Origin of the sequence: Asaia bogorensis (genome assembly GCF_900465345.1) — a bacterium.
Lineage (GTDB): Bacteria > Pseudomonadota > Alphaproteobacteria > Acetobacterales > Acetobacteraceae > Asaia > Asaia bogorensis_A.
Genome location: NZ_UEGO01000001.1, coordinates 184,997 through 198,431, shown reverse-complemented (window position 1 = coordinate 198,431; position 13,435 = coordinate 184,997). Strand labels below are relative to the sequence as shown.

The 13,435-nt window shown below is 60.5% G+C and carries 12 protein-coding genes; 5 read left to right on the top strand and 7 right to left on the bottom strand.

The genetic code is table 11. The features are described 5' to 3' along the window. Genes preA through ED655_RS00920 form a run of 3 tightly spaced genes read left to right on the top strand, consistent with a single transcriptional unit; the run spans position 1 to position 3,348 of the window. Entirely contained in the window at positions 1-1,269 is a 1,269-nt protein-coding gene (gene preA / locus ED655_RS00930) for an NAD-dependent dihydropyrimidine dehydrogenase subunit PreA (RefSeq protein ID WP_122038418.1), read from the top strand. A gap of 16 nt (positions 1,270-1,285) precedes the next feature. After that, on the top strand, positions 1,286-2,521 hold the full coding sequence (locus ED655_RS00925) for a M20 family metallo-hydrolase (RefSeq protein ID WP_122048636.1): 1,236 nt from the start codon (positions 1,286-1,288) through the stop codon (positions 2,519-2,521). 59 nt (positions 2,522-2,580) lie between these two features. Continuing rightward, the gene (locus ED655_RS00920; RefSeq protein ID WP_240993432.1) at positions 2,581-3,348 is read left to right on the top strand and encodes a TetR family transcriptional regulator C-terminal domain-containing protein; all 768 of its coding nucleotides are present in this window, start codon (positions 2,581-2,583) and stop codon (positions 3,346-3,348) included. Here ED655_RS00920 and ED655_RS00915 read toward each other — a convergent pair. Further along, positions 3,308-4,762 carry an NCS1 family nucleobase:cation symporter-1 gene (locus ED655_RS00915; RefSeq protein ID WP_122048694.1) on the bottom strand — a complete coding sequence of 485 codons (1,455 nt, stop codon included), beginning with the start codon at positions 4,760-4,762 and terminating at the stop codon, positions 3,308-3,310. The genes ED655_RS00920 and ED655_RS00915 overlap by 41 nt on opposite strands. A 225-nt stretch (positions 4,763-4,987) precedes the next feature. Between ED655_RS00915 and hydA the strand changes: the two genes are divergently transcribed. Further along, entirely contained in the window at positions 4,988-6,382 is a 1,395-nt protein-coding gene (hydA, locus tag ED655_RS00910) for a dihydropyrimidinase (RefSeq protein WP_122048635.1), read from the top strand. A 21-nt stretch (positions 6,383-6,403) separates the two neighbouring features. Here the strand turns inward: hydA and galE are convergent, their stop codons facing one another. From galE to ED655_RS00890, 4 genes are all read right to left on the bottom strand, one after another. Then, entirely contained in the window at positions 6,404-7,393 is a 990-nt protein-coding gene (galE, locus tag ED655_RS00905) for a UDP-glucose 4-epimerase GalE (protein ID WP_122048634.1), read from the bottom strand. 281 nt (positions 7,394-7,674) lie between these two features. After that, complete coding sequence (locus ED655_RS00900; RefSeq protein WP_122048633.1) at positions 7,675-8,988, bottom strand: bifunctional folylpolyglutamate synthase/dihydrofolate synthase; 1,314 nt, start codon at positions 8,986-8,988, stop codon at positions 7,675-7,677. A gap of 76 nt (positions 8,989-9,064) precedes the next feature. Further along, a complete protein-coding gene (accD, locus tag ED655_RS00895) occupies positions 9,065-9,934 on the bottom strand; it encodes an acetyl-CoA carboxylase, carboxyltransferase subunit beta (protein ID WP_122048632.1) in 870 nt (289 codons plus the stop codon). Positions 9,935-10,128: 194 nt separating this feature from the next. Then, complete coding sequence (locus ED655_RS00890) at positions 10,129-11,610, bottom strand: sugar porter family MFS transporter (RefSeq protein WP_122048693.1); 1,482 nt, start codon at positions 11,608-11,610, stop codon at positions 10,129-10,131. Between the two features lie 67 nt (positions 11,611-11,677). Here ED655_RS00890 and ED655_RS15945 point away from each other — a divergent pair, with 67 nt between their 5' ends. Further along, positions 11,678-11,803 (top strand): hypothetical protein, encoded by a 126-nt coding sequence (locus ED655_RS15945; RefSeq protein WP_277302596.1) that lies wholly within the window; start codon positions 11,678-11,680, stop codon positions 11,801-11,803. A 132-nt stretch (positions 11,804-11,935) separates the two neighbouring features. Here the strand turns inward: ED655_RS15945 and ED655_RS00885 are convergent, their stop codons facing one another. Next, on the bottom strand, positions 11,936-12,772 hold the full coding sequence (locus ED655_RS00885) for a metal ABC transporter permease (RefSeq protein WP_346773202.1): 837 nt from the start codon (positions 12,770-12,772) through the stop codon (positions 11,936-11,938). Next, positions 12,756-13,433, bottom strand: coding sequence for a metal ABC transporter ATP-binding protein (locus tag ED655_RS00880; protein WP_122048631.1), 678 nt, complete (start codon positions 13,431-13,433; stop codon positions 12,756-12,758). Before ED655_RS00880 ends, ED655_RS00885 begins: the two co-directional genes overlap by 17 nt. Positions 13,434-13,435: the final 2 nt, after the last annotated feature.

Here is a 13,435-nt window from a genome sequence, read left to right as displayed (position 1 = left end):
ATGGCCGATCTGCGCACCAGTTTCGCCGGCATCACCTCACCCAATCCGTTCTGGCTGGCCTCTGCCCCACCCACCGACAAGGAATATAATGTCCGTCGCGCCTATGAGGCCGGATGGGGCGGCGTGGTCTGGAAAACGCTGGGAGAAGACCCGCCGGTGGTCAATCTCAGTTCGCGTTACGGCGCCCTTCAGTTCGAGGGCAAGCGTCTGATGGGGCTCAATAATATCGAGCTGATTTCCGACAGGCCGCTGGCGACCAACATCGCCGAGATCAAGCGCGTGAAGCGTGATTTCCCGGACCGGGCGCTCATCGTCAGCCTTATGGTGCCGTGCGAGGAGCATCGCTGGAAGGCCATTCTGCCGCTTATCGAGGAGACGGGAGCGGACGGAATCGAGCTGAATTTCGGCTGTCCGCATGGCATGTCCGAGCGCAATATGGGCTCTGCCGTGGGGCAGGTGCCTGAATATGTCGAGATGGTCACGCGCTGGTGCAAGCAGAACACGCGCATGCCGGTCATTGTCAAACTGACCCCCAATGTCACCAATATCCTCATGCCCGCACGCGCCGCCCGTCGTGGCGGGGCCGATGCGGTGTCGCTCATCAACACCATCCAGTCGGTTATCGGGGTCGATCTGGACGCCATGGCCCCCATGCCGGTCGTGGGGGGCAAGGGCACGCATGGCGGCTATTGCGGCCCGGCGGTCAAGCCCATCGCCCTGCGCATGATCGGCGAGATTGCCCGCGATCCCGAAATGGCGGGAATACCCATTTCGGGCATGGGGGGCATCAGCAACTGGCGGGACTCCGCCGAATTCCTCGCCATGGGGTCGAGCGCGCTACAGGTTTGCACGGCGGCCATGCATTACGGGTTCCGTATCGTCGAGGACATGATTGACGGGCTCTCGAACTGGATGGACAGCAAGGATTACGCGACCCTGCCCGATCTGAGCGGGCGGGCCGTGTCGCGCTTCGTGCCCTGGAACCAGCTCAACATGAAGTTCCGCACCATCGCGCAGATCGATCAGGAAAGTTGCGTGGGGTGCGGCCTGTGCCATATCGCCTGTGAGGATACCTCGCATCAGGCCATCGCCAAAAGCACCGGGCCGAACCGTCGCGAATACAGCGTGATCGAGGACGAATGTGTGGGCTGCAATCTCTGCGCTCATGTCTGCCCGGTGGATGATTGCATCACCATGACACCGCAGCCTGTTGACGGCGAGATGACTTGGCTTGACCATCCCTCCAATCCGCATCGTCTCTCCGCCTGAAAGGATCTCCCGCCGCATGAGCAATATCCGTATCGATGGCCGCGCCCTCTGGGCCGATCTCATGGAAACTGCGCGTTTTGGCGAGACCGCCAAAGGGGGAATCAAGCGCCTGACCCTGACGGAAGAGGACCGTCAGGTACGTGACTGGTTTGCCGCCACCTGCACGGCGCTCGGCTGCACGGTTACGGTTGATCGACTGGGTAACATGTTCGCCCGTCTTGAGGGGCAGGATAGCAGCCTTCCGCCCCTGACCATGGGGAGCCATCTCGACACCCAGCCCACAGGCGGCAAGTTCGATGGAATTCTGGGTGTGCTGGGCGGCCTGGCCGTGCTGCGTGCATTGCGCGAAGCCGGGCATGTGTTGCGTCACCCCGTCGAGCTTATCAACTGGACCAATGAAGAAGGCTCGCGGTTTTCTCCCCCCATGATGTGCTCCGGCGCGTTTGCAGGCGTGTTCACGGAGGAGGAAATTCTCGACAAGCGTGACCGCGCCGGCGAACGTTTTGGCGACGCACTGGAAGCGATTGGTTACCGTGGCACGCAGCAATGCGGCGATCACCCCGTCGCCGCCTATTTCGAGCTCCATATTGAACAGGGGCCGATCCTCGAGGTCGAAAATCGGGTCATCGGCGCCGTAACCGGCGTGCAGGGGATGCGCTGGTATGAGGTCACGGTGACAGGCCGCGATGCCCATGCGGGCTCAACCCCCATGACCATGCGCGCAGACACGCTTCTGGCGGCTGCACGCATGATCAGTGCCGTATCGGATGTCGCCACGGCTCATGCACCCAAGGGTCTTGGTACTGTCGGCCTGATCGAGAACCGGCCGAACAGCCATAATGTCGTGCCGGGAGAAACCTTCTTCACCATCGATCTGCGCCATCCGGAGGATGCGACGCTTGCCGTGATGGAGCAGGAAATGAAGCAGGCTCTCACCAATCTTGCCGAGCAGGCCGGGGTGGAACTTGCCCTGCGCCAGATCTGGGATGCCCCTGCCGTCCCGTTCGATCGACGCTGCATCGACATGGTGTCTGACGCCGCGCGTGATGCCGGATTCGACGCGATGGAAATTGTGTCCGGCCCCGGCCATGATGCCGCCTATATGGCGCGCATGACCCCAACCGCCATGATTTTCGTCCCCTGTCGTGACGGGTTGAGCCATAACGAAGCCGAAAGCATTACCGAAGCCGAGGCCGAAGCCGGTGCCAATGTGCTGCTGGGCGCCCTGCTGCGCGCCGACAAGGTCTTTTGAGGCCAGGTGAGCCCGCAAGACAGGATCCCGACGGCTCAAGAAGCAGGAGACAGGACGGAATGACCGATAATACTGTGCCCCTCGCCGGAAGGATCCTGCCCCATAAGGATCACCTCGCCTCTGGTCACCATGACAGCGCAGGCAGTGACCTCGCCCCTCGTGGCTTCAGGGCAAAAGCGTCACCTGACGCCGACACAATCAAAAAGCCCAGAAGACCCAGTGCCCCGCGTCAGGCGATGCTGCCCCAGATCCTCAATGCCGCCGAGACGACCTTCGGGACGCGAGGCCTTAACGGCACGCGCCTGGAGGAGATTGCTGCGCTGTGCGACATCCCCAAGGCCAATATCCTCTATTATTTCGGTTCCAAGGAGGAGCTGTACAACGCCACGCTCAAAAGGCTTCTCGATGTCTGGCTGGATGATGCCGATCACTGGCTCAGCGCCGATCGTGACCCGATTGACGGCATGGAAGGCTATCTGCGTGCCAAGATCGCGTTTTCACGCACCCGGCCGGAAGGCTCGCGGCTTTTCGCTCAGGAACTGCTTTCAGGAGGGCAGCGGCTCGAAGGCTTTCTGAAGGACGTGCTCCGCGCCCATGTAGACCGCCATGCCGCGATCTTTCTCGGCTGGCAGTCACGGGGGCTCATGACCCCCATAGACCCCACCCATTTCCTGTGCCTGCTCTGGTCCGGAACACAGGCCTATGCGGATATGCAGGTCCAGTTCGAAGCCCTGCTCGACACAGCCCCTCTGGGTGAGCGCGATTATGATACCGCGTTCGAAACCTTCATGATTCTTGTGAGGCCGCTCTTCCCCCGCGGGGGCTGAGGCCCGAAAGGCCGAAGTGAAACACGCCGCCAGTCACAAGCCCGATCACCCAGGCGTAGTTCTGCGCACCATTCAGGGCGGGGACGAAGACCACCATGAGCCCCAATACCACCGATAGCGCCAATGCCAGAACAGCGCGCCGATTGACGCCGCCCCGGTACCAGTACGGGCCATCAGGCGCTGTGGAATAAAGACCAGGCAAATCGAGACTGGCTTTTTGCACGTGATAATAATCGACCAGCAGGATGCCCGTAACCGGTGCAATGAACAGTCCGAGAATATCGAGTGTCAGATGAATAAGCTCGGGATGAGCGTAGAGATTCCACGGTGTCAGCAGGATCGCCCCGATTGAGGCAATCAGCCCCCCTTTGCGCCATGAGATGCTGGCAGGGGCAATATTGGAAAAATCGAACGCAGCCGAGACGAAATTGGCCGAGATATTGATCCCGATCGTGGCGGAGACAAGGGTGATCGTCCCGACAAGCATGATGGTCGGACTGTCGAACATCATGATGGTTCCGGCCGGATCGAGGATCAGCCGCCCCAGTGCAGAACGCGCCAGAACGAGTGTGGTCAGAACCAGCATGACAAACGCCATGAAATTGACGGGTAATCCCCAGAAATTGCCCCGACGCACATCAGACATGCTCGTGCCGTAACGGGCAAAATCACCAAAATTGAGAATGATCGGCGAGAAATAGGCCAATGTCAGGGAGGCCACGCTGAAAACCCCGGCAAGGGCGACCGGCCAGCTGACGATCGACTGGGGTAGAACGGAGAGATGGAAGGCACCGTGCGTGCGCCATAAAAGCGCGATATCGAGCCCGAGAATGACAATATAAATGGCAGGCCCTGCCCAGTCGATGAAGTGCCTGATGGACTCCATCCCTCGCCAGAACACGGCAATCTGCAACAACCAGACAAAAAGGAAGGCACCCCAGCCCAGCAGGGACAGCCCAAGAGCACCGTGCAGATGCGAATCCGCATAGCCCATCACACCGGGGTCCATGTGCAGGATGAACAGAACGATCGCATTCGAGGCCAGCCAGGTTTGTATGCCGTACCAGCCCACCGCAATGACGCCACGTACCAACGCGGGAACGACCGCGCCATACACGCCGAAGGCCCCCCGTATGACCACTGGGAACGGCACGCCAGCGCGTAGGCTGGGGACCGCCACCAGATTGCACAGCACATGCACGATGATCACCGCCGTCAGAAGCCCGGACAGCACAGCACTGACCGGCAGCCCCATGGTGAAAAAGCTGCCAATGGTCATGTAACCCGCAACGCTGTGAACATTGGACATCCACAGGAACAGATAGTCCTTCCAGGCCCAGTGCCGCTCCGACACAGGAGCGAGATCCTCATTCGATAACGGCCCAGAGAGCATGTTCACGTGTGCCTGCGTCATCGCCATCCTTTCCGGTCGTCCCGTCATGATCACCCTGTCATGACTGCCCCGCCCTGCCGAGCTTGTCACGACCCTCACGGCATGGCCATCCTGCATGATTCAGCCGGACGCCCGGCGTGCCAGCAATAGATTGACCATCTGGTCAGGCTAGTCTTATGATTTCGGTATTACAACGATATTATGGCTGGTTCCTTTATCCGGGCTTTTTCACAGGAGAACAGTGTCATGCTGCTCATCAAGGGTGGAACGATCGTCACAGCCGAGCGCAGTATGCGCGGTGATGTCCTGTGTGACGATGAAGGCCGGATTGCCGCCACAGGTCCCGATCTGGAACAGCCAACCGGCTGTACGCTGGTCGATGCCACTGGTCTGCTGGTCATGCCGGGTGGAATCGACCCCCATACCCATATGGAAATGCCGTTCATGGGGACGACCGCGAGCGACGATTTCTACACCGGCACGGCGGCAGGGCTGGCGGGTGGTACGACCAGCATCATTGATTTTGTCATACCCGCAGCCGGGCAGCGGCTGTTCGAGGCGTGGCAGGACTGGCGATGCAAGGCCGAGAAAGCCGCTGCCGATTACGGATTCCATGTCGCGGTCACGCATTGGGATGAGCAGGTACACGAGGATATGGGTCGACTGGTGCAGGAAGGCGGCGTCAACTCCTTCAAGCACTTCATGGCTTATAAAAACGCCCTGATGATCGACGATACCGTGTTTCTGCGCTCCATGAGCCGTGCGGGCGCGCTGGGTGCCCTTTGCACCGTCCACGCCGAAAACGGTGACGCCGTGTCTTTCCTTCAGGCGCAGCTTCTCGCCGCGGGTGAGATCGGCCCCCACGCCCATCCGCTGTCACGCCCCGCCGAGGTCGAAGGCGAGGCAGCCCAACGCGCCATTACCCTGGCGACACTTCAGAACACACCGCTTTATATCGTGCATGTCTCGACCCGCGAGGCCACGGAAGCCATCGCTGCAGCCCGTCTCAAGGGTATGAAGGTTTATGGCGAGGTACTTCCGCAGCATCTCGTTTTCGATGAGAGCGTCTATCACGACGGGGACTGGCTCTCCGCTGCCCGCCATGTCATGAGCCCGCCCTTTCGCGCCAGATCCCATCAGCGCGCCCTGTGGGGCGGGCTGGTTTCGGGGCAGCTACAGACAACCGCCACGGATCATTGTTGCTTCTGTCGCGACCAGAAGGAACGCGGCCGCGATGATTTCACGAAAATCCCCAATGGCGTGCCGGGGATCGAGGAACGCATGAGCGTGCTCTGGCATCACGGGGTTGTCAGTGGTCGCCTGACACCGGAGCAGTTCGTGGCCATCACGTCGACCAACACGGCCCGTATCTTCAATATCTTCCCCAAAAAGGGCTGTATTGCACCGGGGGCAGATGCCGATCTGGTGTTGTGGGACCCAACTGCCTCGCGCACCCTCTCTGCCGCCACCCTGCATCAGAACGTCGATTACACGCTCTATGAAGGCATGACCCTGACCGGCATTGCGAGAAAAACCATCAGCCAGGGCGAGGTCGTCTGGGATGATGGAACCCTTCGCGCCGTACGCGGCAAAGGCCGTTACATACCCCGGCCCGCTATCAGCGTCGCCCGGGCGTTCTGACGAAGGCGCATCCGGGGCTTGTCACGCCCCGCCATAGCCATGGGGATGCGCCTCGCGCCAGCGAAAGGCGGTCTCGACTATCGTGTCGAGATCCGACAGGCGCGGTGTCCATCCTGTATCTTTGCGGAAACTGCCTGAATCGGCGATCAATGTCGCCGGATCACCCCCGCGTCGCGGTGCGGCATCCCATGGTAGCTTGCGACCACTGACGCGTTCGACGGCACGGATGACTTCGATATTGGAGAATCCGCGTCCGCTTCCAATGTTGTAGAGCACGCTGCGATCATCGATGCTGGCGAGAGCGCATTGATACGCGGTCGAGAGATCGCCAACATGCAGGTAATCGCGCACGCATGTGCCATCACGGGTTGGATAATCGGTACCGAAAACGCTCAGGTGCGGGCGACGCCCTAGGGCAGCGTCGATGGCAATTGGCACAAGATGCGTCTCGGGCCGATGGTCTTCCCCGGCGCGGCCCAGAACATCGGCGCCAGCTGCATTGAAATAGCGCAGGCAGGCACTACGCAAACCGTGGATGCGATCGGCCCAGTGCAGCACCCGCTCGATCATGTATTTACTCTCCCCATAGGGGGAGCCGGGATCGACCAGTGCATTTTCCGGGATCGGGGCATCACGCTCGGGACCACCAAAAAGCGCAGCCGTCGAGGAGAATACAAGCTTGCGCACATCATGCCTGACCAGCGCGCGAATGAGGTTGAGGGACGAGATATAGTTCTGTTCGAAGTAGCGCAGAGGATCGGCCATGCTCTCACCGACGAGTGAGATTGCCGCAAAATGCAGGGCCGCATCGAAATCCTGACTGCCGACCACCGCGTCCAGAGCCTGCGCATCCATCATATCGATCTGATGAAGCGTCACACCCGATGGCACGGCCGCCAGATGGCCTGTGCTGAGATTATCGACAACAACGACCTCGTGCCCGGCATCCAGCAAGCCCAGCACGGCATGGCTGCCTACAAACCCAGCCCCGCCGGTTACGAGGTAACGCATCTCTCACTCCTCCATTCCGCCCTTGCGCGCCTCGCTTGCATTCGCCGCGTCTGAGGCAGGATGGATATGGCTCTACCTGATCATTGCCATAAAATATACGAGCACCTGCGGACACTCATTATTCGTCATCCTGTTCTTTTTCGTTTTCATTAGACGAATAGATACGACAACAATTGAGTCTGATACACCGTGAGAGACTTTTGCTTTGATAGATCAGGGCGTGACGGTTCATCTGACAGCACCATAATCTCATTTCCCTGCGATCAGGCGCTGAACACATCTCAGCGAGGCAATGTGCCATCCTGCTTCAGAACCACACCTGCCAGATAGAGACTGCCGCAGATCAGCACCCGCGCTGGTGGCCCCTCGAAGCGGGGGAGGACCGCTGCGATCGTCGGCCCGGCAACAGCGTGACCACCTGAGGCCTCGATGATGGCTTCTACGGGCAAAGCAAGGTGCTGACCCTCTTCTGCCACAGCATGAAGTGTCGTCGCATGACGCTGTACGGGGCGGAGAAAACCCGCAGCATCCTTGCTCTGCTTCATGCCAACAATGACATGCAACGGACGGTCGGACCAATCGGCCAACGTGGCCGAGAGCGCCTCGCCAGCATTGGGGTTATGCCCCCCATCGAGCCACAACTCCCACCCTGCGGGCAAAAGGGCGGCAAGCCTGCCTTCCAGACGCTGCAATCGGGCGGGCCATTGCGTCTGGGCGATTCCAGTCCAGGCCTGGTCAGGCAGGGGGAAACCGCTGGCCCGCAGGGCGGCCACGGCCAGAGTGGCGTTCGCAACCTGATGCACGCCCTTCAGCCCCGGTGCCGGGAGTGACAGGCCCCCAAGCGGATCCTGATAGGTCAGGGTGCCATCAGGATTACGATTGCAGGTTACATCCCGTCCGACCTCCCACAAAGGGGCCTTGCAGGACGCGGCCTGGGCCTCGATCACATGTCGTGCCTCATCATGCTGGAGAGCGCATACAACCGGCACACCCGGCTTGATGATACCAGCCTTTTCGGCAGCGATCAGACCGAGTGTTTCACCCAGAAAGGCCTGATGGTCGAGATCGACCGGCGTGATCACACACACGATCGGGCGCGCAACAACATTGGTCGCATCCAGACGACCACCCAGACCGACTTCGAGAATCGTCAGATCCGCAGGTGTTCGTGCGAACAGCAACAGACCCGCCGCCGTCAGAACCTCGAACACGGTAATAGGCGCACCATTATTGATGCGCTCGATTTCCTCCAGTGTCGCAACCAGTGCCTCTTCGGTCACCAGTGTGCCCGCGACGCGAAACCGCTCCGTCACGTCCACCAGATGCGGACTGGTCATGACATGAACGCGCAGCCCGGCCTCTTCGGCTATGGCGCGCAGGGTGGCGCAGGTACTGCCCTTGCCATTCGTCCCGGCCACGTGAATGACGGGCGGCAGCGCGCGTTCAGGGTTGCCCAGCTTGTCGAGCAGGGCGTGCAGCCGCGTAAGGGAGAGATCGATCAGCTTGGGATAAAGCGCCTGCACACGGGCCAGCACGACACCGGTCCGGCCCTCATATTCATCGCTGAGTCTGGCCGGGGCGGCTTGGGTCGTCATGGGTCAATCCGTGTGGGAGCGAAAGAAAAAACCCCGCCCGGTTGCGCAGGACGGGGCCAGCAGGGAGCAGAGCCGGTCAGGCTGCTTCAGGGGCAGCAGCAGGCTTGTTCATCATCATGCCAATCAGACGGCCGAGCATGGTCTGAAGCTCGGGGCGCGCCACAACCATGTCCACCATGCCGTGGTCACGCAGATACTCGGAACGCTGGAAGCCCTCGGGCAGCTTCTCACGCACCGTATCCTGAATGACGCGCGGGCCGGTAAAGGCAATCAGCGCCTCGGGTTCGGCAATCTGCACATCGCCCAGCATGGCGAAGGAAGCCGAGACACCGCCCGTGGTCGGGTTGGTCAGCACAACGATATAGGGCAGACCGGCATCCTTGAGCATCTGGACGCCAATGGTCGTGCGCGGCATCTGCATGAGCGAAAGAACGCCCTCCTGCATGCGGGCACCACCCGAGGCGGTATAGATCACCAGCGCTGCCTTCTGCAGCACGGCCAGACGGCAGGCTGCAATGAAGGCTTCGCCAAGAGCCGTGCCCATGGTGCCTGCCATGAATTCATAGGCCATGACGGCCACCACGGCATCATGACCACCGATCTTGCCGTGGGCCACAGCCAGAGACTCATCAAGGTGGGTCTTGGTCTTGGCGTCCTTCAGGCGGTCGGCATATTTCTTCTGGTCACGAAAGCCGAGCGGATCGCTGGGAACCTTGGGCAGCTCGATCTTGGTATATTTGCCGTCATCGAAGGTCCACTGAAGGCGCTCATTGGCCAGCGCCTTGCCATGATGGCCGCAATGGGGGCAGACGCGCTGGGCCTTCTCGAGATCCTTGATCAGGATCATCTGCGAGCAGGACTCACAGCTGGTCCACAAATTCTCCGGCACTTCGCGCTGCAGAAGGCCACGGATTTTCGGTCGAACGTATTCGGTCAGCCAGCTCATCTTGATCCTACTTCTCGCCCGATCCGCATGGATTTCCCTGGCGTGCAGGCGTTGCGGTCGAATGGGCAATCGTCATTCAGAGCCCGCTTTTAGCGATTTCTGCGGCGCAATGCCAGTTTCACGAAAAAGGGGTGGCCCCTCCCTCAAAGGCCACCCCCATCGTCACGCGAACTGCCCCCTTGGATCTGTATGGCTCAGGCGGCGGCCTCTTCCTGAACGTCCTCAGAAACGATGCGTGTCTGCCCCCTACTGGGGCGAAAGCGCTTTTCGTGCAGGGCAAGCTCGATATCTTCAAGCGTGGCGCCGGCTGTTTCTGGCACGAAGAAGAAGATGAACGCCACAGAGGCCAGATTGACCGCCGCATAGAACCACATGGTGCCTCCCAGTGTGATGAGCTGCACCAGCGTCAGCGCCGTGCCCGTCACCAGCAGGTCAGAGCCCCAGAGCGTTGCAGCGTGGAGGCTGGTGGCCTGGCCACGCATGGAAAGCGGGAACATCTCGGCGCCAAGCAGCCAGCCACAGACCTGGATGCCGCCCGAATTGAACGCCATGAACAGCAGCAGGAACACGATCACCAGATAGGAGCCCGCGCTGCCTGCAGCAGGGTGCATGGCAAAGACAATCCCCAGACCAATCAGACTGACAATGGAACCCGGCCCCATGATCAGCATGAGGCGACGGCGACCGACCCGGTCGACAATCAGACAGCCGATGAAGGTCATGATGCAATAGGTGATGGCCACACCCAGCGAGGCCATGAGCGCCGATGAAGCGCCGAATCCCGCATCGCGCAGAAAGGTAGGCGCGTAATAGATCATCATTTCCAGACCGCCGCACTGGGTGAAGAAGGCCACGCCCAGAGCGGCAACAAGGGCCGGACGCACCCAGGGCCGGAACAGTCCCTTCCAGCCACGATTGCGCGGATCGGCGGATTCCGCGTTCTCGCGCATCTCGCGCACTTCCTTGCGGATCACCTTTTTCGATGTACGGATGCGCCCGAGCTCGATGATAGCGCGCTTCATGCCTTCATTTTCAGCAGTCCAGCGTGGGCTCTTGGGCATGAAAAACATGGAGACAAAGACAATGGCAGCAGGCACGGCGGCAAGGCCCACCATCGGGCGCCAGCCCCAGGCCTCGCGCTCGGTATAGCCAATGATGTTGGCCAGAAGGATACCAAGCCCGATGGCCACATTGAACATCGTGACCAGTGTGCCGCGTTTCTCCGCCGGTGCGAGCTCCGAAATATACATCGGCACGACCTGCGTGGAACCGCCCACGGCGAAGCCGAGGAACACGCGTGAGATGATCAGCAGCCAGACATCGGGCGAGAAGGCGCAGGCCAGCGCCCCAAGCACAAACACGCCGCTGACCAGCGTCACGCAGGCGCGTCGTCCGTATTTCTCGGAGAAGGACCCGGCTGCGAGCGCGCCAAGAATGGCGCCTGCCAGAATGGCCGAAGCCACCATCTCCTGCATGGTGCTGCTGAGATGAAAATCATCGGAGATCAGCAGCAGCGCACCGGAGATGATTCCGGTATCGTAGCCATACAGACCGCCACAGATTGCAGCGACCACAGCCGCCAGAATCAGGATATATTTTGCATAGGGAGAGACCTCGATCGGATGATCGTCATGATGGCTCAGCCCGGCGTCAGTTGTCTCTGAATTATTTTTCATGACGATATAACAAGAGACCAGCAAACTGGTTTAGGATCAGTATGCAAAAAACAAGAAGGAGCCATTCATGGCGAAGCCACACAAGCCCAAACCTGATGTACCGACAATCAATGTGCGTGAACTGATCATCATGCATGTTGTGCTTGCGGTATTCGTCGTGGGAATCATGGTACTCGACTGGCATCTGGACTGAGCGTCGGTATCAACTCTCCTCTGGCTGGGTAATGGTCAGGTCCATTGCAGCACCAGACACAAAAACGGGTTCACGGCAGAGTGTTTGGCCGCATAGTCACGTATCAACATCACCGGTGACATACAGCCCGCATCATGGACGCGAAGCTGACAGAAGCCCGGCGCTCGCGATACCCCGTGCCAGCAGATAGCAAAGCGCCGCCCCCGCGCTGATACAAAACGAGACCGGTACCCCGGTATACCACGCAACAACAAGTCCACCCCAGGACAGGACCAGCGCCAGAGACGCCGAAACCAGCAGGCCCACCCAGGGTGAGAGACCAAGGCGCAGGGTGCATGAGGCCGGCCCGACCAGCAGGCTGAACACCAGCAGAATTCCGATCGTGCGCGAGCCTATGGCAGTAGCCAGCGCAACAAGCATCATGAAGCCGCAGGCCACAACGCGCAGCCGCACGCCTTTGGCTGCTGCAAGGTCAGGGTCGAGGCTGGCAAACAGCAAGGGCCGACCCAGCACGCAAAGCCCGGCCAGAGACACACCACCAAGCAACAGCAACATACGCAAGGTCGCCCGGTCCACACCAAGCACATTGCCAAAAAGCAGGGCCGTGGTGCTACTGGCAGGTGTATGGGCCATCTGCAGGAACAGCAGGCCAAGCCCGAGGCTGGCAGCCAGCACAAGGCCGATCACACTATCTCGCTGACTGGCGCTCGCCGCATTGGCCCGCAGATCGCCCTGCGGCTCCCAGCCGAGCACCAGCCCTGCCGCCAGAGCAGAGAGCACCATGCCTGTCAAAGGCGTCATGCCGATAAGTACGGCACCGGTGGCCCCTGCAAAGCCGATATGCGAGAGCGCATGCCCCGCAAAACTCTGGCCGCGCAATACCAGAAACCACCCCACCAGCCCGCACAGAAGCGCCACGACGCCCGACGCCATGAAGGCATTCTGCATGAACTCATAATGCAGCATCATGAAGCTCCAGTTTCTGATCACTGATCCGGAGCAGATGATCGGCAAAGGGCCGGACGGCGTCGAGCCCGTGGCAAGACATGAGAACCGACATGCCGGTGTCGCAGCATCGTTTGTGCAGCATGGATAAAATCCGCGTCTGCCATTGCGTATCCATACCGCTCAATGGCTCGTCCAGAACAAGAAAGGACGGGCTATCCAGCAGGGCCTCGGCAAGGAAAAGCCGTTGCCGCTCCCCACCTGAAAGCTGGCTGAGCGGTTGCCGGGCCAGGGCCTCGGCTCCTGTGAGAGTCAAAGCAGCCCCGATACGGGCATTCAGTTTCCCGCCCCAGCCCGGCAGGCCGAAAGAGGCCCCCCGCCATGAGGCCGCCAAGAGCGCATGGCCGGTCATCTGTGGCGCAGGCAGACGACGATCCTGAGGCATGTAACCGATCTGCCCTCTTATGGCAGCAGGATTGCGGCCCAGCACCTCAATTCGCCCCTGCTGAGGGCGGTGCAGACCCAGCATTGCTCGCAGCAACGTCGTCTTGCCATGACCGTTCGCCCCGTCCAGCACGATGAAGCTTCCGGCCTGCAAGGTAAGATTGGCCTGTGCAAACAGGACCCGGCTGCCATGGGCCAGGGTCACATCATGCAGGGTCAGGGCAGCGGGCAGATCAGTCATGG